This window comes from Pseudoalteromonas shioyasakiensis (genome assembly GCA_013391845.1).
GTDB classification, from domain to species: domain Bacteria; phylum Pseudomonadota; class Gammaproteobacteria; order Enterobacterales; family Alteromonadaceae; genus Pseudoalteromonas; species Pseudoalteromonas apostichopi.
This window is the reverse complement of record CP058414.1, coordinates 1,262,970-1,288,886: the sequence shown is the minus strand read 5'-3', so window position 1 is coordinate 1,288,886 and position 25,917 is coordinate 1,262,970. Positions and strand designations below refer to the sequence as shown.

The window sequence follows — 25,917 nt, the reverse complement described above, 5'->3', positions numbered from 1 at the left end:
CGCTGTTTAGTGTTTTGGTATGATAAAAGTACCTATAGCTTTCTTTCCAAACAGCGTGTCATCTTCTCAAAACGTAATTCGTAACCTTCTATTAGTACTGGGCATTTTTCTAATTGCAGCCAGTTTACGTGCTCCTATCACTGGGATCGCACCTGTACTTGAACAAATCATTGAACAATTTCAGTTAAGTGCATCACAAGCCGGTATGTTGACTACTTTACCTTTAATCGCGTTTGCTATTGCCTCCCCCATGGCGGCGAGCCTTGCTAAAAAGTGCGGTCTTGAAGTATCGCTGTTCATTGCCCTTGTGCTTATAGGCGTAGGAGTCGTATCTCGCGTTATTGACTCAGCCACAGTGTTATTTATTGGTACTGCAGTGATTGGCGTCGGTATCGCGATTGGTAATGTGTTATTGCCAAGCCTGATAAAACGGGACTTTCCACATAAAGTGGCTGTTATGACGTCTAGTTATGTTTTGGCAATGGGGATATTTGGCGGAAGTTATTCAGCAATAATCATTCCGCTGGCAGAATATAAAGAACTTGGCTGGCAATTAGCCCTCGCCAGTTATGCCCTATTAGTTGTACTGGCTACTGTTGTGTGGTTACCACAACTTAAGCAACATACCATGCCAAAAAAATCATCTGTGCCAAGTAGTACACAAAGCAAAATTTGGCACTCAGCACTTGCTTGGCAAATCACTTCACTGCTCGGCTTTAACTCATTTTTCACTTATATCATGCTAGGTTGGCTGCCCAGCATTTTAATAGAGGGTGGTCATAGTGCGCAGCATGCTGGTGCTTTACAAGGCGCCTTTCAAGTTGCCTCCGCCCTGCCAGGGATTGTGCTTATTCCGCTACTTGCCAAATTAAAAGATCAACGTATTTTAACTTTAAGCCTTGCGTTACTTGGGGCGCTTTGTTCACTTGGGTTATTAGTTGCACCTAGTTTCGCGATGTTTTGGTCAATCACTCTAGGTTTTTGTTCAGGCGCATGTTTTATTCTAGGTTTATCATTCGTAAGCCTGCGAACTCAAGACTCAATGCAAGCCGCAGCTTTGTCGGGCATGGCACAATGTATCGGATATTTATTGGCTGCAACCGGCCCTATTATTGCGGGTGCCTTACATAGTTATTTTAATAATTGGGAAGGAGCACTTTGGCTGTGTATTGCATCAAGTCTACTGTGTGCTTTGTTTGGTTATTTAAGTGGCCGAAATCTAACTATCGGCCAACAACAAAAAGGGGCAGCTAATTAGGTGCGGTTTCAAAGATACTCATATCACTTAGGTTATCGAGCCAAGGCTTATGTGAACGATACCAAATATGCGCTTTAGGGATAAGCTCATCAGCTTGCTCTACAGCGCCAATACGTAAGCCATAAATACGCTCACCTGCACCTACAGAAGTCGCGTACAAGGCTGTACCACAGTTACCACAAAAGCCTTGCGCACGCTGATTACCACTTTCGGCTATTTTTATATATTCTTTTGGCTCAGCACCTGTAAAGGTAACCCCATCTGGCACAGACACCACAACAGTGCGAAAAGGCGCACCCGAGATAATTTGGCAATCTGTACAGTGACAGTTAATCACTTTATTTTCATCAACTTCTGCATTGTAAGTTACCTCACCACAATGACAACGACCTGTTACCTTCATATTAAATTCCTTGTTGAGATGACTGCTCTTTTACTGGGTAGTGATTGGCATGTTTTAAGCTTTGTAAGTCATTAAAACGTACCCCATGCTGGGCCATAATAGGATGTATTTTTTTGCTGATCAATTGCCTAATGTAAAAGGGCTGATTCGGTACAAAATGATGGATTGTGTGTGTACGACCAAAATCAAAACAAAATAATTGAAACGGTAAAAACCAGCGACTGGTAATCACATGCGTTTGCTCTAGCAAATTATTTACACCACCATAATAATGCATTGAAGATGTCACCAAGTTAAGAGACGTTGAGCGAATGATATTAGGCACGATAAGTACCACCATTAAGAATTCAGCCCCAGTAAGTAACTCTACTCCCCAAGCGGGTAATGTAAATGGCTGCACAAATTGCAGAGCATAGTAAGCAATTACCCCATAAAGAGTCGCAAAATACGCTGTTGCAACAGGAAAGCCAGCATTAAAAACTCGTAAAAACTTAAAGCCACTAATTTCTTTATTAAATCGCTTGGTATTAATTAATAAACCTAGCAAGCCATCAGTGATAACCAACACCCTCAAAAATGGTGATTTTATGCCATTGCCCACTAAGCGCTCCTCTAAATCTTGCGAGGTGCCGGATACTTTATGGTGATGTAAGTGAATTTTTCTGCGATACCAAGGGTTAACCGTATTTGGCCGCATTAGCCACACGGTTAGCATCATCAGGTTATGTGTAAAAGGACGATTACTAAAATACTGCTTATGGATCAGATCATGTTCAAGTTCATGCGATATCGAGGTAATAAAAGCAGCCAAAATGATACACAGCCATGCAGGAATAATAGCTAAATAATAGAGTGTCGCAACGCCGAACAGTGAACATAACGACACGAGTAGAATAGCCATAGCAATCGTGTTTTGCTGATTAAGTATAGGATAAAGCGCTCTTAGCGACTGCTCTTCAGCCTTAATAGCTGAAACTATCGTCTTTATATTTTGCTTTGCAGTTGATTTTGACATAGTAAGCTTTTACTAGCAGGTTGATATCAAAATCATACCGTAATTACCTACTGCGCTCGAGGAAATTGCGTTAAAAATGGCAGTATATCGCTTGCTGGCAATGGCTTTGAAAAGTAATAGCCTTGGATATAGTCACAGCCAGCTTCTGTTAGTACAGCCAATTGTTCGCGTTCTTCAACCCCTTCAGCAACAACTTTAATACCCAGAACACGACTCATTTGAATAATTGATTTGACCAGCGCTTCGTCACCTGAATCAACATGTACTTCATCTATAAAAGACTTATCTAGCTTAAGTACATCGACAGGAAAACGGCGTAAATAGCTAAGAGACGAATAACCCGTACCAAAATCATCTAATGAAATTAAACACCCTGCTTGCTTCAACTGCCTTAACACATCTAGATGATTGGTATTTTCTGGAGCTAAAACACTTTCGGTTAATTCAAATGAAATTTGGGATGGTTTAACCCCTTGTCCTTTAATAATCTCAAGCCATGTATTACGCTCAGGGTTATACTCAGTAAACTCAAATAAAGAACGGTTTACGTTAAAAACAACATTTTCATAACCTTTTGCTTCTAACTCTTTCACTTGCTGACAAGTTTTAGTCAACACGAGTTCACCGAGTGGAATAATCACCCGAGACTCTTCAGCCAAAGGAATAAACTCAGCAGGTGATAGCCATTGGCCTTGATTATTCCAGCGTACTAAACTTTCGAATTTAGCAACTGTGTTATTTTCAATATCGATAATAGGTTGAAAATACACTTCAATATCATTGTTTTTCACAGCTTGGGTAAGCTGTTCTACTAACAAATTGTGTTTTTTGACCTTGTTATCCATCTCTTTACAGAAAAACAGGTACTCATCACCTGTTTGCTTGGCATTTAAGGTGGCAAGTTCAGCTTGGCGTATTAAACGACGGGCAACCTTTTCAATTTTATAATTTGAAGTAGCCGTTTCAGTTTGCTCAAATTGACTCATTCCCAGCGTAACTGAAACCTGCTGACTAATTCCACCAATCGAAAAAGGTTCAACAAGTAACGCGGTAATTTGTTTGCAAACATGCTCAAGTTCACTAACGTGCTGATAAGTTTGTAAGATGGCAAAGCTATCACCATCAATACGCGAAAAAGCACACTCTTTAAAACTGCCATTAAGCCGTTTTGACAGCTCGCATAGTACCTTATCACCAAACGTTAAGCCGTAGACTGTGTTGATGTCTTGAAACTTATCAACATCGAAGTAGATCACTGCTAAGTTAGTATTCGCATCATCTTGGTAAGACAAAGACGATATTAGCTTGCATAAATACTCTTTAAAGTAAAAACGATTGGTTAAACCGGTGAGTTGGTCATGGTTTGCGTGAAAATAGATTTTCTGTTCAGCTTCTTTTTTCTCGGTGATATCCAAAATAAACGCAACATAGCAATCTTCACCATTATTTTGCATTTTGGTAATAGATAAAAATTGCGTATACAGCTTACCTTGTTTGGTTTTATTCGTTATTTCACCAGACCACTTACCCTCTGTATTAATTTGATGCCACATCGCTTTGTAAAAATGTGGATCATACTTGTTTGAGCTTAAAATTTTTGGGTTTTGCCCTAATACTTCACTCAGCGAGTAACCGGTCATTTCAGTAAATGCCGTATTTGCATAAGTAATATGTACATTATGGTCGCAAATAAAAATCGCTTCGTGGCTTTGCTCGATAAGTTGATTTGCAAAATCAAGTTTAGCAATAAAGCGGTCTTTTTCGATTTCTCGCTGAATAAGACCTGTAAATAACGAGAAGAAAGACTCTATTTGCATCGCATCGTTTATTTCATGCTGAAATAGTGCGACAAGAATAGTATCTGTTTTGCCAGATATACTTTGTAAAGGCACACCCACATAGGCTTCTATGCCCATATCAACAAGTAACTGATCGTTAGGGAATAGCTGCTGAACTCCAGAGCTGTAACTTGAGATACTGCCACACCTTACATCGTTGCATGGCGTACAGCGGATATCGTAGCTGATGTTTTCTACAATTTCGTCATGCTCAGCCAAAGCGATGGTTGTCGCATGCAAAGTCGACTCATCAACTTGAGCTAAAAAAACATGAGAAGCACCAAGCACTTCCGATAAAGACAGGCATATTGCATTATAAAAGTTTTCACTTTTTAAATTTGAAATACTTTCAACTATACGCTTTAAGTCGTATGTACCCACGCTAAGTTACCTTACCCGATATTGTGCACTAAGTGATTGACCTCACTTATAGTTTAGAAAACAAATTGTATTATAAGACGCATGCAAACACCATCGTACTCTAGTCTTAAACGGTTACTTTCCAAGCAAATAAGCACACATTTTTCATGGTTATTTGTAGATCAAACATAGTTTGAACTTGGTCGGTTATAAATAGAACAAAAGTTGCTTTAATAGTGGTGGAGTTGGTACTTAAATTTGAGTTATATGCTCTGGGTCCTAGGTTCTGGGTCCTAGGTTCTGGGTACTAGGCGATAGGCGATCACTCGGCTGATAGCTGATAGCTTTCAGGCATAAAAAAACCCCAGCAAAACTGCTGGGGTCATAAAAGTGGTACCAGTAGGCGGACTTGAACCGCCACGCCCGAAGGCAACGGATTTTGAATCCGTCATGTCTACCAATTCCATCATACTGGCTTCATTTTTCTTTAACCTTCTAAACACGAGAAGATAAAGAAAAACCACTTTAGAGCAAAAGCTTTTTAAACTGCTTTTGTCTCTATGCCAAGCATTATACAAAGAATAGGTAAGGCAGCAAGCGTTTTATGCGGTGCCACTACTCAACCGCACAATAATTAAACAAGTTGTTAACTTTAGAGTTTTGGCATCATTCGTGAAACAATAGCCTGACAATCGATGTCATGACTAAGACAGCCGTACTGGCTAAAACTCACTTCATTTAGACGACTCTTCACAAACGCGTCTGCAATAAGTGGCTCGCCAAATTGTAATAGCGTTGATGCTTGCCAAAGTAGCGCAAGCCTTTCAATTATGCGTCGAGCATGCATTTCGAGATTCGCGGCATCAGTGAGCATTCGTTGTAGTTCATCTAACTTTGTCGCGTAGTCGAGGCTCAAACTGCGTGCCTTTTCAAGCTCATTCATAAGCACCTTCAGAGATTCAGGCTCACGATTAAATACACGCAAAAGATCAAGGCACTGTACATTACCAGAACCTTCCCAAATTGAGTTAACAGGTGCTTCTTTATAAAGTCGACTGATAATGTTGTCTTGCACATAACCCACGCCACCAATACATTCCATAGCCTCATAGGTCTGCTGCACCGCACGCTTACAGATCCAGTATTTACCTATTGCAGTGGCACTGCGTACTAATGCAACTTCATTGCTATTACCTTGATTATCAAGAGCATGTGCAATGCGCATGGAAATAGCAAGTGCAGCTTCAGCCTCAATAGCTAAATCTGCCAGTACATTAAGCATTAGTGGCTGCTGGTGCAGGTTTTTACCAAATACACTTCGCCCTGAAGTGTGCCATATCGCTTCTTTCACAGCTTGCAACATCAACGAACTTGAACCAAGCATACAATCATAACGAGTCAAAGCGACCATTTGAATAATAGTTGCAATGCCTCGCCCTGGCTCTCCTAGCAACCAGCCATGCGCGCCTCTGAACTCTATTTCAGAGCTCGCATTCGATTGATTACCTAACTTATTTTTTAAACGCTGAATATACATGGCATTTTTCTCACCAGTTTCGAGCCAGCGCGGCACTAAGAAGCAGGATAATTGGTTTTCATCAGTGTTAGCGAGTACTAAAAATGCGTCACTCATGGGCGCTGAGCAAAACCATTTGTGCCCAGTTAAAGCGTATAATTGCCCTGCGCCACTTTCATTAATAGCTGCGGCTTTAGTGGTATTGGCTCGAACATCAGAGCCGCCTTGTTTTTCGGTCATCGCCATACCTATAGTGACACCCTTTTTTTCAGACCAAGGCTTATTATCTGGGTCGTAATGATTTGCCATTATTTTAGGTAGCCACATAGCTGCGATATTTTCTTGGCTGGCAATAGCTGGCACACTGGCAAAAGTCATGGTTAATGGACAGCCGGAGCCCGGATCTGCATGATTGTGCAGCACTGCCATCACAGCTCTTACAACATGACTCCCGGCTTTTTGTTGCTGCCAAGGCAATGCGCAGTGACCTTGCTCTATGGCATGCTGCATCAGCTCATGATAGCTTGGATGATAGTCAACTTGGTCTATGCGTTCGCCAAACCGACTGTGAGTCGTTAACTCTGGTAAGTGTTTGTTTGCTAAAAAACCAGCTTGCAGTAATACGCCACCCACTTGCTCCCCAAACGCAGCTAAATGCACAGTTCCCCACTGCCCTGCAAAACGGTTTTGCCAATACTGTAATACGGTATCAGCCTCGTAGGCATTGTAGTTTTCAAGTGGTTTGGGTTGATTAAATACCTGATGGGTTTCGCTTTGAGAAACGGCCATAATTGTGTGCTCATTTTTTATTATTTTCTCAACTATAGCAGGTCAGACCTGTTTGTCGACTTGCTAAACGGCCGTTAAGTATTTCTTGTTTGCGAAGGACTTTGCTAAACTACTGCGCAATTTAATTGGATGAGATTGTTTATGTCAGCTGAGTTTCCACGTGCCGGTTTCTGGCGCCGCTTTGCCTCTTTAATCTACGATACCTTGGTTATCATTGCCTTTGCGATGCTGACTACCGTACTGTATTTATTAGCTGTTCAAGGGCTAATTTCTTTAGACTTACTAAGCATTGGTGACGCTGAGGATGTATCTGCTTTCATTCAAAACTCGCCATTACTGTATGGCATTCGAAGTGCATTATTGGTAATAGTGAGTATTAGTTTCTTTAGCTACTTTTGGGCTAAGAGTGGCCAAACAATTGGTATGCGGGCATGGCGTTTAAAGGTGCAAACCCTCGATGGTCAATTAATTAGCTGGCAACAAGGTGCACTTAGAGCCATTACTGCGCTATTAGGTTTAGGTAATTTAGTGGTGTTGGTGGATTTTAAAAATAAGCGCGCATTGCAAGATTACATCGCAAAAACTGAAGTGATCACCCTCACCAAAGAAGAAAATAAACGTATTTATCGCTCACTTGATTAAGTGATTAAGCAACACATCAAGTACAAAAAAAGCGTGGCAACAAACCACGCTTTTTTGTGCATTTTAAACGAGCATTACACTCGTTTATTCAATAGATAAGTAGCAAACCCTATAAACAGTAAGCTTGGTAACACAGCACCAACCACAGCTGGAATTTGATAAACCATCACCACAGGACCAAAAATCTCATTAGTTAGGTGGAAAGTAATACCTGTTATTACACCCATAATAATACGTGCGCCCATTGTTACTGTGCGAAGCGGACCAAATATAAACGATAAGGCAACTAACAACATAACGGCTATAGATACCGGTTGCATAACCTTACGCCATAAAGCTAACTCATAAGTGCTGGTGTCTTGCTCATTTTGCTGCAAATAACCTAAATATGACCAAAGCCCAGTAAACGAAAGCGCTTCGGGCTTCACTGATACAACTCCTAACTTTTCAGCGGTCAGCTGCGAGTCGTAAAACTCTTCCTTGTGCTGTTCAGTACTGATCTGCTCAGGTGTGATCACCACCTTATTCACATCACGAAGTAACCAGCCATCTTTACGATTTAATGCCTCTTCAGCCTTTGTGATCTGAGTAAGTTGCAACGACTTATCAAAGTGATACATATGCACGCCACGTAACGTACCTTGCTGGTCGACATCTTCGATATTAATAAAATTGCTGCCATCTTTTGCCCACACACCTTGCTTGGCATTAAAAACATCACCACCATAAATTGCTTGATTGCGTATTTCTTTTGCCTTGAGCTGTGCTTCAGGGGCGCCCCATTCACCAAGCGCCATCATACAAATCGCCATAAACATAGCGGTTTTCATAACTGAAGTAATAATTTGCAGACGTGACATACCCGCGGCTTGCATTACCACCAACTCACTGTTGGATGCTAAAGCGCCAAGACCGGTCAATCCGCCAATCAGTGCAGCCATAGGAAAGAAAATAACCAAATCACCCGGCATGCTGTATATGGTGTAGATCAGCGCGGTTGCAATATCATAGCTACCACGACCAACCGATTTTAACTGCTCAATAAACTTAATCAGGGTACTAATACCCACCAGTACCATTAAAGCAAAACCGGTTGTTTGAATAATGCTGCGGCCTAAATACCAGTCGAGAGTTTTCATCATATGCTTAGCTCCCGCTTAGTCACAATTGACCTTAACCATGCGCCGAGCGGACGACCTTTAATAATCAAGAAACCACCAATAAACAAAGCTGATAAATGAATCCACCACAAGCCAATTGAAGGTGGGATTTTGCCATCTTCAACTGCAAATTTAGCGGCATTCAGTAAAATGAAATACCCTAAATACAAGCTGATTGCGGGCACCAATTTAGCGAATTTACCTTGGCGCGGATTCACCACACTTAGCGGTACTGCTAATAAGGTTAATAATGGAATTGAAAGCGGGATAGCTAAACGCCACTGCCACTGTGCAATGGCTTCAGAGGTTTTCATTTTGAATAAATCAAGCGTTGAAATAGCTTCTAACTTACGGCGCTGATGTTCAATTTCTTGATCTTGAATTTGCACACTGTAACCATCGAACTCTGTTAAGTTTAACGCAGCAGACTCGCCATCTGTTTCGTAGCGCTTACCATCGTTAAGAACAAGTTGCTGTTCACCGTTTTCTTGCTCAATCACCACACCACGTTCTGCATACACCAAACGTGCTAAGTCACCTTTTTCACGATCGGGTAGCTGAGCAACAAATACTTTGTGTAGCTCTTTTCCGCTATTTTCGATGTTGTGAATAAAAACAACCGCTTTTTCGTTTCCAGTTTGCTGAAAACGCCCTGCACGAAGTGCCGATAAGCCAGCATCCGCTTTTGCTTGCTCTTTTAATTGATATTCTTGTTCACTGGCCCATGGCGCAACATAAAGTGTCAGCGCCCCAGCTAAAACAGCCATCGCAGTACTTGAGATAAGTGTGACACGAACCACATACCACTCACTAACACCGCAGGCTTTGAAAACAGTCATTTCGCTGTCAGCATAAATGCGACTGTACGCCAAAATAATACCCAAGAAGATACTCAAAGGCAGTATAAGAGAAGCTAGTTGAGGAAGTTTTAGTGCAATCATCGAAAGCACAAGTTTAGCTGGAAGACCCCCTTCAGAGGCGTCTCCTAAGATAACGACAAACTTTTGAGACACAAAAATAGTCATCAAAGTTAAAAATACGGCGACCTGCGACTTGAAGACTTCAGTGGTCAAATAACGAAAAATTAGCAATGCTCGCCCCTGTTAAACATCGAGTTTCACTGGAATAGTAAGGAATTTTGAGTAAACTAGTTATTTTACTCACTTTATTATATGCCATCAAAGTTAAATATCATACCTAGCAAGAACATATAATCTTGCATAAATGGTGCAGATGGCGTCTATTATGTGATATTGATATTCACATTAAGATAAAGTTCAAAAACACATAAATAGAGTCATAGTTTATGTACTAAGATTAGTGCTATTAAACTAAAAAATGTAAGAAAGGACTCGAAAAAGAATTTCTTACCCTTATAAACTAAGGTTATACGACTCAATATCAGGAGTAACAATGGAATTTAGCGTAAAAAGTGGTAGTCCAGAAAAGCAACGTAGCGCATGTATTGTAGTAGGCGTTTATGAGCCACGTCGTTTATCCCCCATTGGTGAACAATTAGATAAAATCAGTGACGGTTATATCTCAAATTTGCTACGCCGCGGTGACCTTGAAGGTAAACCAGGCCAAGTATTGCTATTACATCATGTACCAAATGTACTGAGTGAGCGTGTGTTGTTAGTCGGTTGTGGTAAAGAGCGTGAGCTTGATGACAAACAATATAAACAAATCATCTCAAAAACGATTAACACGCTAAACGAAACCGGTTCAATGGAAGCAGTATGCTTTTTAACAGAGCAACACGTTAAAAGCCGCGACACCTACTGGAAAGTGCGCCAAGCAGTTGAAACAACTCAAGACTGCTTATACACCTTCAACCAACTGAAAAGCAAAAAGAGCGATCCGCGTCGCCCACTTCGTAAAATTGTTTTCAACGTGCCAACACGCCGCGAGTTAACAATTGGCGAAAGCGCCATTGAGCATGGCTTAGCAATCGCTGCAGGTAGCAAATTATGTAAAGACGTTGCCAACATGCCACCAAATATCTGTAACCCTGCGTATTTAGGAGAACAAGCACAAGAGCTTGCTAATAACTTCGATAATGTAAGCGTTGATATTATTGGTGAAGAAAAAATGGCTGAGCTTGGCATGAATTCATACTTAGCGGTAGGTCGTGGTAGTGCTAATGAATCAGTTATGTCAGTAATCAACTATCAAGGTGGCGACAAAGACCAATCACCTATCGTATTAGTAGGTAAAGGCTTAACCTTTGACTCAGGCGGTATTTCAATCAAGCCTGGCGAAGCCATGGACGAAATGAAATACGATATGGGTGGTGCAGCGGGTGTTATTGGTACTATGCGCGCATTGGTACAAATGCAGTTACCTATCAACGTTGTCGGTGTTTTAGCCGGTTGTGAAAACATGCCAGGGTCAAATGCTTATCGCCCTGGTGATATTTTAACAACGATGTCAGGTCAAACAGTTGAAGTGTTAAACACTGATGCTGAAGGTCGTTTAGTGCTGTGTGATGCCCTAACTTATGTTGAGCGTTTCGAACCAGATACTGTTGTCGACGTAGCAACACTTACGGGTGCGTGTATTATTGCTCTGGGTTCACATGCAACGGGCTTACTATCTAACCATAACCCACTTGCCCATGACCTACTTAAAGCGTCTGAGCAAAGTGGCGACCGCGCATGGCAGCTTCCGCTATGGGATGACTATCAAGAGCAACTTGAAAGCCCATTCGCTGATTTTACCAACTTAGGTGGTCGTGCTGCAGGTACGATTACAGCAGCATGCTTCTTATCTAAATTCACCAAAAAATACAACTGGGCGCATTTAGATATCGCAGGTACAGCATGGCGCAGCGGCGGTAAAAACAAAGGTGCAACTGGTCGTCCGGTTCCTATGTTAACCCAGTATTTGTTAAACCGTGCGGGCATAAGTGAAGCAAGTCACGATTAAGCCTTGTCGAAAGCTTAAAACTAACCCTAAATAAGGCGCCAAATGGCGCCTTATTAATTGAAGCAATTCGCGTTCTATGTCAAAATCCCTGCTTTGATCTGTGTATCTGTGGGGACGAAAGTCACTATGAATATGAACGCACAATTTTACGTTCTAAAACAAGATGATAGTGTCCACCAAACGGCAGACGCTGTTTTCGATCTTGCAGCCAAAATTGCTGCAGATCAGTATCGTCTAGGTCATCGCGTATTTATTTACGCCGATAACACCGACACGGCCCACACAATCGACGACATTATTTGGTCATTTGAACCAGATAGTTTCGTACCTCACAACTTACAAGGTGAAGGCCCTAAAGGTGGCGCTCCGGTTGAGATTGGTATGACTCCACCTGTCGGCAACAGAAAAATATTAATCAACTTAGCTGAACACCTACCGGATTTTATCCGTCGTTTTCAGCAGGTTTATGATTTCGTACCCGTTGAGCCAAATGCTAAACAAGCCGCCCGTGAGCGGTTTAAAAAGCTTCGCCAACTGGGCGCCCATATTGCAACGCAAGAAATTGACATTTAAGCATTTATTTAAGGTTCTGTGTAATGGATAAAACCTATAATCCGCAAGATATTGAACAGTCTTTATACCAAGGCTGGGAAGAAAATGGCTACTTTAAACCGTCTGGCCAAGGTGACGCATACTCAATTATGATCCCGCCACCAAACGTCACGGGTAGCTTACACATGGGCCACGCGTTCCAAGATACCATCATGGATACGCTAACGCGCTTAAAGCGTATGCAAGGCAACAACACATTATGGCAAGTAGGTACTGACCACGCGGGTATCGCAACACAAATGCTTGTTGAGCGTAAGCTTGCTGCTGAAGAAGGTAAAACACGTCACGACTTAGGCCGTGATGCATTTATCGATAAAATCTGGGAATGGAAAAACCACTCAGGCGGCACGATCACTAAACAATTACGTCGTTTAGGCGCTTCTGTAGATTGGGACCGTGAGCGTTTCACTATGGACGAAGGCCTTTCTGAAGCAGTTAAAGAAGTATTTGTACGTCTTCACAAAGAAGATTTAATTTACCGTGGTAAGCGCCTAGTTAACTGGGATCCTAAACTACACACAGCGATTTCTGATCTTGAAGTTGAAAACAAAGACAAACAAGGTCACATGTGGAACCTACGTTACCCACTTGCTGATGGCGTAAAAACCAAAGATGGTAAAGACTACATCATTGTTGCGACAACACGTCCTGAAACAATGCTAGGTGATTCAGGTGTTGCTGTTAACCCTGATGATGAGCGTTACCAAGACCTAATCGGAAAAGAAATTTTACTGCCTATCGTAAACCGTCGTATTCCAATTGTTGCCGATGAGCATGCAGACATGGAAAAAGGCACAGGTTGTGTGAAAATCACGCCTGCCCACGACTTTAACGATAACGAAGTGGGTAAACGTCACCAACTACCAATGATCAACATCTTCAATAAAGATGCTGCTGTATTAAGCGAAGGCGAAAGCTACACATTCGACGGTAAAGAGCTTGAGTTAGATGCGCCAATTCCAGAGCGTTTACACGGCCTTGACCGCTTTGATGCTCGCAAAGCAATCGTTGCTGAATTTGAAGAACTTGGCCTACTAGAAAAAATCGAAGATCACAGCCTAACGGTACCTTACGGTGACCGTTCTGGCGTAGTAATTGAGCCACTTCTTACAGACCAATGGTATGTTCGCGTAGCACCTCTAGCAGAGCCTGCGAAAGAAGCAGTTAAAAATGGCGATATTAAATTTGTACCTCAACAATACGAGAACATGTACTTTTCGTGGATGAACGACGTACAAGATTGGTGTATTTCACGTCAGCTTTGGTGGGGTCACCGCATTCCTGCTTGGTACGACAACGAAGGTAACGTATACGTTGGTCGTGACGAAGCTGAAGTACGCCGCGATAACAACCTTGCTGATGATGTTGCACTTAAACAAGACGAAGACGTTTTAGATACTTGGTTCTCATCTGCGCTTTGGACTTTCTCAACGCAAGGCTGGCCGGCAAACACTGATGATTTAAAAACTTTCCACCCGTCTGACGTATTGGTAACAGGTTTCGACATCATCTTCTTCTGGGTTGCTCGTATGATCATGATGACCATGCACTTCATCAAAGATGAAGACGGCAAGCCACAAGTACCATTTAAAACCGTTTACGTAACTGGCCTTATCCGTGATGAAAACGGCGATAAGATGTCTAAGTCGAAAGGTAACGTACTTGATCCTATCGATATGATTGACGGTATCGACCTTGAAAGCCTGGTTGAAAAGCGCACTGGTAACATGATGCAGCCACAACTGGCGAAGAAGATTGAGAAAAATACCCGTAAAACATTCGAAAATGGTATTGAAGCACACGGTACAGACGCACTGCGTTTCACCCTTGCGGCAATGGCTTCAACGGGTCGTGATATCAACTGGGATATGAATCGTCTTGAAGGTTACCGTAACTTCTGTAACAAACTATGGAACGCGAGCCGTTACGTATTAATGAATACAGAAGAGCAAGACTGTGGCTTCGCTACAGATGCTGAAAAACAGTACTCACTAGCTGATCGTTGGATTTTAGGCCAATTTGAAGCAACTGTTAAAACCTATACTGAGCATCTAGAAAACTACCGTTTTGATCTAGCAGCAAACACCATTTATGAGTTCACGTGGAACCAATTCTGTGACTGGTACCTAGAGCTTACTAAACCAGTATTGTTTAAAGGTAACGAAGCACAACAACGTGGTACTCGTCATACCTTAATCACAGTATTAGAAAGCCTACTACGCTTGATGCACCCGTTAATGCCTTACATCACTGAAACGATTTGGCAACGTGTTGCGCCACTTGCAGGTATCGAAACTGCCAACACTAGCATCATGGTTCAAGGTTTCCCTCTTTACAATGAAGCAAATGTTGATAGCCAAGCGATGGCTGACCTAGAGTGGGTTAAGCAATTCATTCTTGCTATTCGTAACATCCGTGGTGAAATGGATATCAGCCCAAGTAAGCCTCTATCTGTATTGCTTGCTAACGCGTCTGATGAAGACAAGCGCCGCTTAACGGAAAACGAAGCATTCTTAGCTTCTCTTGCTAAGCTTGAGGAGTTCACGCTACTTGATAACAAAGACGATGCACCAGCGTGTGCAACTTCGTATGTTGGCAACCTTGAGATCATGATCCCAATGGCTGGCTTAATCGATGTTGAAGCTGAACTTGCTCGTATCGCGAAGCAGCTTGAAAAAGCAGAAAAAGGCTTAGCACAAGTTCAAAACAAGTTAGCTAACGAGAAGTTCGTAAATAACGCACCAGAAGCAGTGCTTGCTAAAGAGCATGCTAAACTGGCTGAATTTACAGATGCGAAAGACAAACTATTAGCGCAAAAAGCGAAAATCGAAAGTCTATAACTTACAAGTAATTAAGCGTGATATAAAATCACGCTTACAAAAAAGCCGCGCTATGACATTGTTATAGCGCGGCTTTTTAATGCTCTGTAGCAGCGACTTTACGTCGCGTCACAATTAAAATTTGTAGTTGTACTGAGCACCAACTAGTACTGCGTGACCTTTTGATTCATATTCCCATGAAACATCTTGGCCTAAAGAAGCCGCTAAGCTGTCTTTTTCTGAGAAGTTCTGTGTTTTACCACGAAGGATACTTACACCTAAATCAACATTTGAGTTTTCACTAAATGCGTAGTTACCACCAAATGAGAACCAAAAACGATCTGTATCAGGGATAGAGATTGAAAGGTGTGATTGGTCTGCTGGCGACTCATCGTAGGCAATACCTGCACGAAGTAAAAGTGCATCGCTGTATTGGTAGTCAGTACCAATAGAGTAACGCATTGAATCAGAGAAGTTCTCTGCTTTAGAGAATACTGGCGTTTCTTGGCTTGGTGTATAAGCTTCTAACTTTTGGAAGCTGTCCCAACCAGTCCATAAGATGCTGTAATGTACACCAAGCTTCTTATCAATTTGGTGTGAACCTGAGAACTCAGCAATTGCTGGTAAAGTTAATTTTAACTCACCAGGTACTACAGTACCCGCTAAGCCGCCAACAGCTGCTGGAAGTTGGTTTGAGTACTCACCTTCAAAGTCGATATCAGTTTCGCTACGGTAGTTAAAACCAAAACGACTGTTTTCGTCTAACTGATACATTGCACCAATATTCCAACCAAAGCCGTAGTCGTCACCTTCAAGGTGAGCGATTTGCGTGCTAGCTGGTAAACCAAACGGGTTAGTACCTGCATTACGAACAACTTTAGCATCTGCATAAACATAGTTTAAGCCAAGGCCTAGACTGAACTGTTCATTAATTTTGTATGAAGCGCTTGCATTCATGTTAATTGTAACGATTTCAGTTTCACCTGCGATAGAACCCGCTGCGTAATCGTCTTTAAATTCAGTTGAAAGACCGAAGTTTGAAAAAGCACCAAAGCCTAAAGACACTTTGTCGTTTAAAGGCATAGTGAAGTATCCTGCAGGTATAAATGCAGATGGAGCGATACTATCATCATCGATAGAGCTTTTATCTAAGCCGTACGCAGCACTTTCACCTTTTAAGCTTACATCTGGAATTACCGCAATACCTGCAACTGAAATTTGCTTGTCTTTGAATAAAGACATAAGTGCAGGGTTACGAGCAACAACAGACGCGTCATCAGCAACAGCTGCTTCACCAGCGTATGCACGACCTAAACCTGATACGTTTTGCTCAGCTAATTGGAAAGCTGCAGCAAAGCTGTCAGCAGAAACAACAGCAAGTGATGCTGCAATAAGTGTTTTAGTGAACTTCATAAATCTGTGTCCTCTTGCAAACTTGTGCGAAAGCTAATCCAACAACGAGGGCAACCTATTAGTTAAGCATAAAAGATTAGCGCTGTATGTTGGTATTAGATGTTTTATTCTAATAATTACAAACTTTCGAACATTACCTTAATTAAGATCAAAAAACTGTAATTTTTCGTTAGAATTAGGTAAAAAACCGACATTTTAACAACAAGATAACAACTTATTAAAACTCATCAGAGGTCTGATTACAAAAACCCAAAGTGGTAGTAATTATCATTTGCATTGACATCTATTTCACGTCCTATTAGACTAAAAATAAAGGTTTTTCTGTAGAGCTTGAGTATGGAAATCGCATTGATTATTGCAGCACTGATGTTATGCGGTGTCAGCGTTCATTATTTTTGTAAAGCAAACTATTGCGCTTGTACTAAAGCAGGTGATTGCGATAACCCAGTTAATCACTATTGGCTAAGTGCTATGCTGAGTGCTGTTTTATCGCTTCTATTCTGTTGCGTGGCCTTACATGTGGAAAAAGGCTCTTTGCTTTGGTTGGTATTAATGACAAGTTGTTTTAGTGGTGCATTTATATCAGCAAAACGCAGCGCCAAAAAACGCTGTATTAAGTCTAAACAAGCAGATGCTCTTTTAACAAACGAGCCAAATTAAGCTGATAATCTAATGGTTTGATGCTAGCCATGATTTTTAGTTCTTTTTCTACGCTTAGATCGACATCTTTAGCTGTAATATGGTGCTTGTGCTTAGCATTATAGAAAACCTTTATCTTTGGCTTAATAGGATTTTCGTGGTTACCTTCCATAACTAGCGCTAAGCGCTCATTGTTTAACTTAACGATTGTGCCAACTGGATGCACACCCAAGCATTTAATAAAACGTTGTACTAATTCAGAATCAAACAATTGTTTATTAGCAAGTAAATAACGCAGAGCTGAGATTGGCTCTTCACCCATTTGATGAGGTCTATCTGCCGTCATCGCATCATAAACATCAACAATGGCCATCATTCGTGCTGCGCGACTAAGCTTTTCAGCAGCAATACCACGTGGGTAACCTGTACCATCTAAACGCTCATGGTGATTTACTATCATATCGAGCATTAATGGTGTAATGCCCTTTTCACCTTTTACTAAGCCAAGGCTCTGTGCCACATGCTTTTTAACAACTTGCATTTCATTGTCATTCAAAGCGCTTGGTTTAGATAGTACACCTTGTGGCATTTTCGCTTGACCGATATCGTGCATCAATGCACCCATTGCCAGCTCTTTAATTGTCTTTTCTTTGTAGCCTAAATACTTGGCAAACACACTCACCAAAATCGCGGTGTTGATCATGTGCCGCCAGTTATAAATATGCTTATCTTTGAGGCGAGTTAAAATAGTTAATGCATTGTGATTACGAAATACCGAGCTGACTATATCAACGGCGATATCATCAAGCACCGATACATTCATTTTCAAACCCGATGTAATATCAGAGTAGAAACTTTGCAGTTTTCGGCTATGTTGTTCGTAATGCACGCTGGCTTTTAGAAACTCTTGTTGAACCGTGATCCCTTGCGGTGAGCCATTAGCTGCAGGCTTTTGTTCAACTTTCGGTTTAGCCGGTTCAGGTTTTGGTTGGTATTTTTTAGGCAGTGCAACATCGCTTTGTGTAAAGTCGATGAGTAGCTCTTCAACCCCTTCAGAGATCAGGCGTTGAATAATTGTTTTATCACGCACTAAACCACGTGTTTTGATCTTAATACTATTTACATGCTCTTGTTGCTTACTGACACTGTCAACAAACATCCCTGGTACAAGTTCGGCAATGGGTAAGGTAATAAGCATATGTGAGCTTAGCGCATAAAAACATCGAGTTTTTTATTATCGCTAATTGATTACAAATGTCTATAGATTGGCTAGCGAATACGAAATAGGTATGAGTTAGAAAGGAGGAAGTTAGAAAGTTTCTAGGGGAAAGTTAGAAAGTAGCAACTCGCTAACTTTATCCCTGAAAGCTGACGGCTGATAGCTGACAGCTCTCTAGCTGTTTATTCCTGAAAGTAAGTGCCCCAGCCGTCGTATTCAACACCTGTTTGCTGAGCAAGTGCTTCTAGCTTATCGACATCTTCCATAATAGCTTCTACGTCAAGCTCACACTCAACAACCACGTCAAAGCTCCATACTTTCTCGCCGTCTTCTAGCTCAAGTTCAGCTGGCTCTTCAACATCGTAGCCTAGTTTAAAAGCGGCTAAAGCTGCTTGCTCTAACTTTTCAAAATTTTCGCTAACAAAGTGGTGTTCCACTTCATAAAGTACTTCAGGATCTGAGCCATCTTCAAGTAATGAAGTAACGATGTCTTCAGTAATTTCGCGCCAATTTTCCATTATTTGTTTCTCACTTGAGCATCTAATTCAGTTATTTTAGCAGCCATAATCTGATGAACATGTGAAGCATGGTCACGAGCAGATACGTCTTTATCAAGATAAATCGGCGCTAACATTTCGAGGTAAATTGTACCATTATCCCAGCGATTTAGCTTAATAGTTTTGTGCGTTGTACTCATACAAACTGGCACAACGGGCACATCAGCACTCATTGCTGTGTGAAATGCCCCTGTTTTAAAAGGTAATAAACCACGACCATAGCTTCGTGTGCCCTCAGGAAACATCCAAACAGATAGACCTTTTTGTTTTATTTTCTCAGCTGATTTAGAAATTGTGCCTGCGGCTTTTGAACGATTTGCACGGTCAATCAATATGTTACCCGATAACCAATACAGCTGACCAAAAAACGGGATCCATTTAAGGCTTTTTTTACCTAGGCTTACGCAGTTCTCTGGCACCATGGCAGGTAAAGTGAATAGGTCATAGTTATTTTGATGATTTGCCACATATACAGCAGGGCCTATATTTTTTGGATCATCGTGGTATTTAAGCTCAAGTTTTACACCTAAAATTTTAGCTACCTTGCAAAACCAACCTGAAATAATATGTACATTATTGGTATGAAATGGCTTAACAATACATAAGAGCAAACCAAACACACAGCTTAAAATTATAAATAAAGCCATGAAAATGATGCGAAAAAAAGCTAACAAACGAATTCTCCTCGTACTAAACAGCGCGCATTATAACGTGAAAAGTGCCATAGCCATAGCTTTAAGCGCACATGTGTAAGCCTAAGCAATATATCATCATTTCACTACAAATAATGAGCATAAAAACGACAAACAAACGTGAGAGGCCTCTTTGTATTTACAGATTTTTCTCAAAAAAAATTATGAAGCCTCTTAAAGAGTAATGGCTTTTAAAATGCTAACTTTTTCATACCCCTACCCTATTTATAAACTACAAAAAACGGTAAGTGCTAATGAAAAAAACTCCTATAGTCATAGCGTTACTTGGCTCATTTGCTTTGTGTCACTCCTTTAATGCATCGGCCTTACAGACCAATACATTTAATCAAAACGAGTTTCATAGTGACACAACAGGAAACTTCCCAGCCACGGTCCTTTTTGCACAAAACTCAATTACGCCATCACAAAATGGGGTTGAAGACGACATTCAACCTCACTTGGTAGCCGAACGAAGAACGATGATCATGTTTAAGCCACATGATAAATTGAATAATGATGCAAAAATTATATTAAGCGTACTTGATCACAATAATAGCCTGCTTTACCAAACATATATGCGCTCGCCAGAAAACTTCACTAAACCTTTTGGGTTTGAAGATAGTGACAATCCAATTAGTTATAGTGAAGACACATTTTCAACTATAGTCCCCGCATCTGTTGTTAAACCAAATATGCGCCTCTCTTTCCAGTTTGAAGAGAAACAAGGAGAGCTGAAGAACGTTACTGTAGGTGGAAGCTCAAACTTAATCATTAACACAATAGATATTGGTTTACTTACGCCTTATCGTGACAAATTCACATTTCAAAATGATCCAGACTTACATCGACAGTATTTCCAACAAGTCCCGCTCAGTAAATTAACAGTTAATAAGTTCGAGCCGATTTACCTTACTGAAGTAATGTTGCCAAATGGTAACTTACTTACCGACTCAGATCCGAGTAAAGGAGGGGTTTATAGCGGTGATATGCGTCATCAAATCGCAAAGAACTTATTTTCCCACGGTATTAATAACGCTAACTATGGAATTAACGCTTCAGGAATGTCTGGTCCCACTTCACATCCATTCAGTAGTGCACAATTAACCGCTCATAATGCTATCGGTAAATATAGTAACGGTATTTTTGTTCATGGTTTATCCGGAGGGGCTGGAATGGTCACCTTGCGCCGCTCTGAAGGAAATGAGTTTAGCCATGAACTTGGCCATAATTATGGTATGGGACACTACCCTGGTGGTGTAGATGGTGTGTTGCATCGTCCTGCGGATGAACGTAACTCAACCTGGGGTTGGGATGCGGATTTAGATAAATTTATACCTAACTTTTCATCTATAGTAACTTACAAAGACCGTTGCTATAAGGAAACGTGTATTGCGTCTTTTAATGGCCACCAATATGGTAAAGGATCAATGTCTGGTGGTGGGCCAATGTATTACGAATTCAATAAATATACGTTACACACTCCATATGAGCTAAATCGTATTCAGCGTTTTTTTGAAAGCAAAGCTAATTTTTCTCCAAGTTCAATGACAGGTTTCACAAAATGGAATCCTGTTAGTAAAAAAATGGAACCGTGGAGTAATATTGTAGTAGATACAAATACGAAGAGTAATTTGCAAAGAACACCTTACAAGCAAGATGTTGCCATTACGACTCTGATTGGCTTTTATGATCCCAACAAGCAACTTTCAAGCTTTATCTATCCTGCGCTTCATGGCTCATCTGGTGCGGTGTATAAAGATAACTTTGCAAAGTCTAGCTGCCAATTAATTGTGGTCACTGAAAAAGCAGGTACAAAAACTTTTAATTTGCCTGAGAATCGATTAAATACAGATAAAATGAATAAGTTTCATATCAATATCGAACAGTCTGCTAATCCTGTTTTTGCTTCGATTCACTGTGGTTCAAATATCTTAGCAGCTAAAAATTTAAAACCCGCAAAACAAAATTTAGCAACCTCGATAGTCAGTACATTCGACAAGCCAAAAGCCTGTATTGTTAATATTGAAACAAATGAGGAGTTTTGTCTTGAGGATGGGCAAAAAGTAAGTTCTTTACCTGCATTTGTGCACAAAAAGCCAATTTATGTAAGAGCACCACAAGGTTTGCAAGTCATGTTATCTGATTACACTAATTTGTCTTATAACCGTATAGCTACGTTCAATGGAACTGTTGAACATGAAAAACTTAAAAAAGTACTTGCTAAAAATGGCCATTACCTTGACTTTTCTAAGCCAAGATCAATGCGCGTTTTTAGTTCAAAAGAAGCCTTAGGTTGTATTGTGAGCTTAATAGATCAAAGTGAGTACTGCCTCAGTGCAAATGAACGCTCTGATTACAAACTACCTTCTTTTATTTATAAACACCCAGTTTATATAAAAGCAGCCCCCGGTGTAGCCGTTGTATTATCAGATTGGCCGAACCTCTCTTATCGACGAACAGCTCAATTTACCGGGCATACAAGTCATCAGGAATTAATGGAAGTAAAAGCTGATAATGGTCATTATCTTAACTTTTCTAAACCGGCATCAATGAAAGTTATAGCGAATTGATGAAAAAATAAGGCCCTTTCGGGCCTTATTTTTATTCTGTTACTTCTGAAGTTGGCTCTTCATTATCATCAACTTGTGTAAATTCAATAACAGCTTCATCTACCCGTTGTAGACCACGCGGTAACTTGTTACCTCGCCTACCCCGTTCGCCATGGTAATGCTCAAGATCACTTGGTTTAAGTGTCAGTTTTCGCTTTCCTGCATGTAAGGTTACACTACTGCCTTCTGGTACAACCGCGAGCACTTTTACGAACTCTTCACGAGCTTGTACTTTCGCACTAGGAATAGAAATAATCTTATTTCCTTTACCCTTACTAAGCTTAGGTAGATCGCGCAGTGGGAATAACAACATTCGGCCTTCGTTAGAAATAGCCATACAGTAATCTGTCGCTACATCAGTAACTCTAATTGGCGCGAGTAATTCACCGCCTTTAGGTACGCTAACCAGCGCTTTACCGTTTTTGTTCTTACTCACAAGATCTTTAAAGTCGCTAATAAAGCCGTAACCCGCATCTGAAGCCATTAACAACACTTGGTTATCTTCTGCCATCACCACATGCTCAAAGTTAGCGCCAGAACTTAAATTAAAACGCCCAGTCATAGGCTCACCTTGGCTTCGTGCTGAAGGTAGGCTATGCGCATCAGTCGCAAAAGCACGACCACTTGAGTCAAGGAACACTGCTGGCTGATTACTCTTACCTCGCGCAGAGGCTTTATAGCTGTCGCCTGATTTATAACTTAGTCCTTCAACATCTAAATCATGACCTTTACCGACACGAGCCCAGCCTTTTTCAGATAATACAACGGTGACTGACTCTGAAGGGATAAGATCTTTTTCACTAAGTGCTTTAGCTTCGACACGCTCAACGACTGGCGAGCGACGTTCATCACCGTACATTTCAGCCGCTTCTTGGATTTCTTTTTTCATCAAGGTCGACATACGACGCTCTGAACCAAGAGTTTGCTCTAACTTGTCACGCTCAAGCGCAAGCTCATCTTGCTCACCTTTTATCTTGAACTCTTCAAGTTTTGCTAAATGACGTAGTTTTAACTCTAAAATCGCTTCCGCTTGAATATCAGTTAAACCAAAACGCTCCATTAAAACAGGCTTTGGTTTATCTTCAGTACGGATAATTTCGATGACTTCATCAATGTTTAAAAAAGCCGTTAATAAACCTTCTAAAATATGTAAGCGTGCGAGTACTTTATCTAAACGGTGTTGTAAGCGACGGCGAACTGTTTCGCGGCGGAACGTTAACCACTCTGTTAAGATACTACGTAAATCTTTAACTTGCGGACGACCATCAAGGCCAAGCATGTTTAGGTTTACACGGTAGTTTTTTTCTAAATCTGTGGTTGCAAATAAGTGAGCCATTAATGGCTCAGCTTTAATGCGGTTTGAGCGTGGAACAATTACAATACGGGTTGGATTTTCGTGATCAGATTCGTCACGTAAATCCGCAACCATCGGCAGCTTTTTAGCATTCATTTGAGCTGCTATTTGCTCGAGCACTTTTGCACCTGAACACTGGTGAGGCAGCGCAGTGATCACAATGTCGCCTTGCTCTTCAGTGTAAATTGCACGCATCTTGATAGAGCCACGTCCAGTTTGATAAATCTTACGAATATCGTCTTTCGGTGTGATGATCTCAGCTTCTGTTGGGTAGTCAGGCGCATGCACTAACTCAAGCAACTCTTCGATTTCAGTCTTTGGCTTATCAAGTAATAAACAACAAGCACTGGCAACTTCACGAACATTATGTGGGGGTATATCAGTTGCCATACCCACTGCAATACCGGTTACACCATTAAGTAAGATATGCGGTAAACGCGCAGGCAATACCATTGGCTCATCGAGTGTGCCGTCAAAGTTTGCGGTCCAATCTACGGTGCCTTGACCAAGCTCTTTTAGTAGAACTTCTGAGAACTTAGATAAACGCGCTTCGGTGTAACGCATTGCAGCAAATGACTTAGGATCATCCGCAGCCCCCCAGTTACCTTGACCATCCACCAGCGGGTAGCGATAAGAAAACGGCTGTGCCATTAACACCATCGCTTCGTAACAAGCACTATCACCATGCGGGTGGTATTTACCTAGTACATCACCCACGGTACGCGCTGATTTTTTATATTTTGCTTGCGCCGATAACCCCAGTTCGCTCATTGCATAAATGATACGACGCTGTACAGGTTTTAGACCGTCACCTACGTGAGGTAAAGCACGGTCCATAATGACGTACATTGAGTAGTTTAAGTAGGCGTCTTCAGTAAAGCGCCCCATTGTTTGTTGTTCTACGCCTTGCATCAGCAAGGTATCTGTATCACTCATTAACGCTTACCTATTTTTTCTTAGCACTAACACGATAAATCGCGTTAGCAAAGTCGTCTGAGATCAATAAGCTGCCATCTGCAAGCTCTGCAAATGCAACTGGGCGACCAAATGTTTCTTCGTTTTGCATAAAGCCTGTGATGAACGGGGTGTACTTAGTAATACGACCTTGCTCAACATTCGCTAGCATCACTCTATAGCCTGATTTTTTACTGCGGTTCCAAGAGCCATGCTCAGCAACAAACAGCTGTTCTTTGTATTTCGCAGGGAACTGCTTGCCGTTATAAAAATGAATACCCAGTGGTGCAACATGAGCACCTAATGCAAGAGCTGGTGATTTGTAGTCGGCAATACTTTTACCTTTACCAAACTCAGGATCTAAAATTGCACCTGCGTGAACATAAGGGAAACCATAATGGGCGCCCTCTTCACCTTCACCAACACGGTTAATTTCACAAGGTGGCATATCATCACCCATCATGTCACGGCCATTGTCACTGAACCAAAATGCATTAGTTGTAGGATGATAATCAAAACCAACTGAGTTACGAACTCCTTTGGCGATTGTTTTAATTTCTTTTGTATCCACATCTAACGAAAAGATACGACCGTACTTGTCGTCTTCAGCACAAATGTTACATGGCACACCCACAGGCACAATTAGCTCACCCGTTGGCGCAAAACTAATGAACTTCCAACCATGGTGACGATCAGTCGGAAACTTGTCGTAAACCACATCGAATTTTGGATCTTTTAGGTTTTTATCGATGTCTTTAAAGCGAATGATGCGTGACACTTCAGCCACATATAAGTCACCGTCTTTGATTGCTAAACCTGATGGCATTTCAAGACCTGTGGCAATAACCATTTTTCTATCAGCCACACCATCACTGTTGTGATCAATCAGAGCATAAACATTTCCTGCTTTACGGGAACCTGCGTAAACAATGCCTCTTTTTGAAACCGCTATTTGACGCGCATTTTCAACATCATCAGCAAACAGACTAATAGAAAAACCATCAGTAACTGTTAACTTATCAAGAATATCTTTTGCCATTACAGGCGCTGATAACAAGCTCAGCGATAATATTGAGGTCAGTATTTTTTTCATTTTTGTCTTGCCCTTTAATTCTTTGCTAGAAACTAGATTGCCACACA

General features: G+C 41.3%; 19 protein-coding genes and 1 tRNA gene. 7 read left to right on the top strand and 13 right to left on the bottom strand.

Features of this window, described 5'->3' with window-relative positions; translation table 11 throughout:
* The first annotated feature begins 19 nt into the window (after nucleotides 1-19).
* On the top strand, nucleotides 20-1,258 hold the full coding sequence (locus HYD28_05900) for an MFS transporter (protein ID QLE08535.1): 1,239 nt from the start codon (nucleotides 20-22) through the stop codon (nucleotides 1,256-1,258).
* Here HYD28_05900 and HYD28_05895 read toward each other — a convergent pair.
* The 5 genes from HYD28_05895 to HYD28_05875 form a co-directional block, all read right to left on the bottom strand.
* On the bottom strand, nucleotides 1,251-1,661 hold the full coding sequence (locus HYD28_05895; GenBank protein QLE08534.1) for a GFA family protein: 411 nt from the start codon (nucleotides 1,659-1,661) through the stop codon (nucleotides 1,251-1,253). The genes HYD28_05900 and HYD28_05895 overlap by 8 nt on opposite strands.
* Before the next feature lies 1 nt (nucleotide 1,662).
* The gene (locus tag HYD28_05890) at nucleotides 1,663-2,676 is read right to left on the bottom strand and encodes a fatty acid desaturase (GenBank protein ID QLE08533.1); all 1,014 of its coding nucleotides are present in this window, start codon (nucleotides 2,674-2,676) and stop codon (nucleotides 1,663-1,665) included.
* 47 nt (nucleotides 2,677-2,723) lie between these two features.
* Nucleotides 2,724-4,895, bottom strand: coding sequence for an EAL domain-containing protein (locus HYD28_05885; protein QLE08532.1), 2,172 nt, complete (start codon nucleotides 4,893-4,895; stop codon nucleotides 2,724-2,726).
* Between the two features lie 370 nt (nucleotides 4,896-5,265).
* A tRNA-Leu gene (locus HYD28_05880) sits at nucleotides 5,266-5,350 on the bottom strand.
* A gap of 176 nt (nucleotides 5,351-5,526) precedes the next feature.
* A complete protein-coding gene (locus tag HYD28_05875; protein QLE08531.1) occupies nucleotides 5,527-7,179 on the bottom strand; it encodes an acyl-CoA dehydrogenase family protein in 1,653 nt (550 codons plus the stop codon).
* A gap of 141 nt (nucleotides 7,180-7,320) precedes the next feature.
* On the opposite strand from HYD28_05875, the gene HYD28_05870 reads away from it, so the two are divergent.
* Nucleotides 7,321-7,821 carry an RDD family protein gene (locus HYD28_05870; protein QLE08530.1) on the top strand — a complete coding sequence of 167 codons (501 nt, stop codon included), beginning with the start codon at nucleotides 7,321-7,323 and terminating at the stop codon, nucleotides 7,819-7,821.
* A gap of 74 nt (nucleotides 7,822-7,895) precedes the next feature.
* Here the strand turns inward: HYD28_05870 and lptG are convergent, their stop codons facing one another.
* A complete protein-coding gene (gene lptG, locus HYD28_05865) occupies nucleotides 7,896-8,963 on the bottom strand; it encodes an LPS export ABC transporter permease LptG (protein ID QLE08529.1) in 1,068 nt (355 codons plus the stop codon).
* Nucleotides 8,960-10,072 carry an LPS export ABC transporter permease LptF gene (lptF, locus tag HYD28_05860; protein ID QLE08528.1) on the bottom strand — a complete coding sequence of 371 codons (1,113 nt, stop codon included), beginning with the start codon at nucleotides 10,070-10,072 and terminating at the stop codon, nucleotides 8,960-8,962. Before lptF ends, lptG begins: the two co-directional genes overlap by 4 nt.
* A gap of 322 nt (nucleotides 10,073-10,394) precedes the next feature.
* Between lptF and pepA the strand changes: the two genes are divergently transcribed.
* The 3 genes from pepA (at nucleotide 10,395) to HYD28_05845 (ending at nucleotide 15,361) form a co-directional block, all read left to right on the top strand.
* On the top strand, nucleotides 10,395-11,909 hold the full coding sequence (gene pepA / locus HYD28_05855) for a leucyl aminopeptidase (GenBank protein ID QLE08527.1): 1,515 nt from the start codon (nucleotides 10,395-10,397) through the stop codon (nucleotides 11,907-11,909).
* 126 nt (nucleotides 11,910-12,035) lie between these two features.
* Nucleotides 12,036-12,482, top strand: coding sequence for a DNA polymerase III subunit chi (locus HYD28_05850; protein ID QLE08526.1), 447 nt, complete (start codon nucleotides 12,036-12,038; stop codon nucleotides 12,480-12,482).
* A 23-nt stretch (nucleotides 12,483-12,505) separates the two neighbouring features.
* On the top strand, nucleotides 12,506-15,361 hold the full coding sequence (locus HYD28_05845) for a valine--tRNA ligase (protein ID QLE08525.1): 2,856 nt from the start codon (nucleotides 12,506-12,508) through the stop codon (nucleotides 15,359-15,361).
* A 114-nt stretch (nucleotides 15,362-15,475) separates the two neighbouring features.
* Here HYD28_05845 and HYD28_05840 read toward each other — a convergent pair whose 3' ends face one another.
* Complete coding sequence (locus tag HYD28_05840; GenBank protein QLE08524.1) at nucleotides 15,476-16,753, bottom strand: outer membrane protein transport protein; 1,278 nt, start codon at nucleotides 16,751-16,753, stop codon at nucleotides 15,476-15,478.
* A gap of 336 nt (nucleotides 16,754-17,089) precedes the next feature.
* Between HYD28_05840 and HYD28_05835 the strand changes: the two genes are divergently transcribed.
* Nucleotides 17,090-17,413, top strand: a complete 324-nt coding sequence (locus HYD28_05835) for a hypothetical protein (GenBank protein QLE08523.1) — start codon at nucleotides 17,090-17,092, stop codon at nucleotides 17,411-17,413.
* Here the strand turns inward: HYD28_05835 and HYD28_05830 are convergent.
* From HYD28_05830 to HYD28_05820, 3 genes are all read right to left on the bottom strand, one after another.
* On the bottom strand, nucleotides 17,373-18,590 hold the full coding sequence (locus HYD28_05830) for an HD-GYP domain-containing protein (GenBank protein ID QLE08522.1): 1,218 nt from the start codon (nucleotides 18,588-18,590) through the stop codon (nucleotides 17,373-17,375). The genes HYD28_05835 and HYD28_05830 overlap by 41 nt on opposite strands.
* Before the next feature lie 203 nt (nucleotides 18,591-18,793).
* Nucleotides 18,794-19,129, bottom strand: a complete 336-nt coding sequence (rraB, locus tag HYD28_05825) for a ribonuclease E inhibitor RraB (protein ID QLE08521.1) — start codon at nucleotides 19,127-19,129, stop codon at nucleotides 18,794-18,796.
* Nucleotides 19,129-19,842, bottom strand: a complete 714-nt coding sequence (locus HYD28_05820; GenBank protein ID QLE08520.1) for a 1-acylglycerol-3-phosphate O-acyltransferase — start codon at nucleotides 19,840-19,842, stop codon at nucleotides 19,129-19,131. Before HYD28_05820 ends, rraB begins: the two co-directional genes overlap by 1 nt.
* Nucleotides 19,843-20,114: 272 nt before the next feature.
* Between HYD28_05820 and HYD28_05815 the strand changes: the two genes are divergently transcribed.
* Nucleotides 20,115-22,430 (top strand): hypothetical protein, encoded by a 2,316-nt coding sequence (locus HYD28_05815; GenBank protein ID QLE08519.1) that lies wholly within the window; start codon nucleotides 20,115-20,117, stop codon nucleotides 22,428-22,430.
* A 31-nt stretch (nucleotides 22,431-22,461) separates the two neighbouring features.
* On the opposite strand, the gene parC is transcribed toward HYD28_05815, so the two are convergent.
* Together parC and HYD28_05805 are read right to left on the bottom strand one after the other, a co-directional pair.
* Nucleotides 22,462-24,759, bottom strand: a complete 2,298-nt coding sequence (gene parC / locus HYD28_05810; protein QLE08518.1) for a DNA topoisomerase IV subunit A — start codon at nucleotides 24,757-24,759, stop codon at nucleotides 22,462-22,464.
* 10 nt (nucleotides 24,760-24,769) lie between these two features.
* On the bottom strand, nucleotides 24,770-25,870 hold the full coding sequence (locus HYD28_05805; protein ID QLE08517.1) for a PQQ-dependent sugar dehydrogenase: 1,101 nt from the start codon (nucleotides 25,868-25,870) through the stop codon (nucleotides 24,770-24,772).
* Nucleotides 25,871-25,917: the final 47 nt, after the last annotated feature.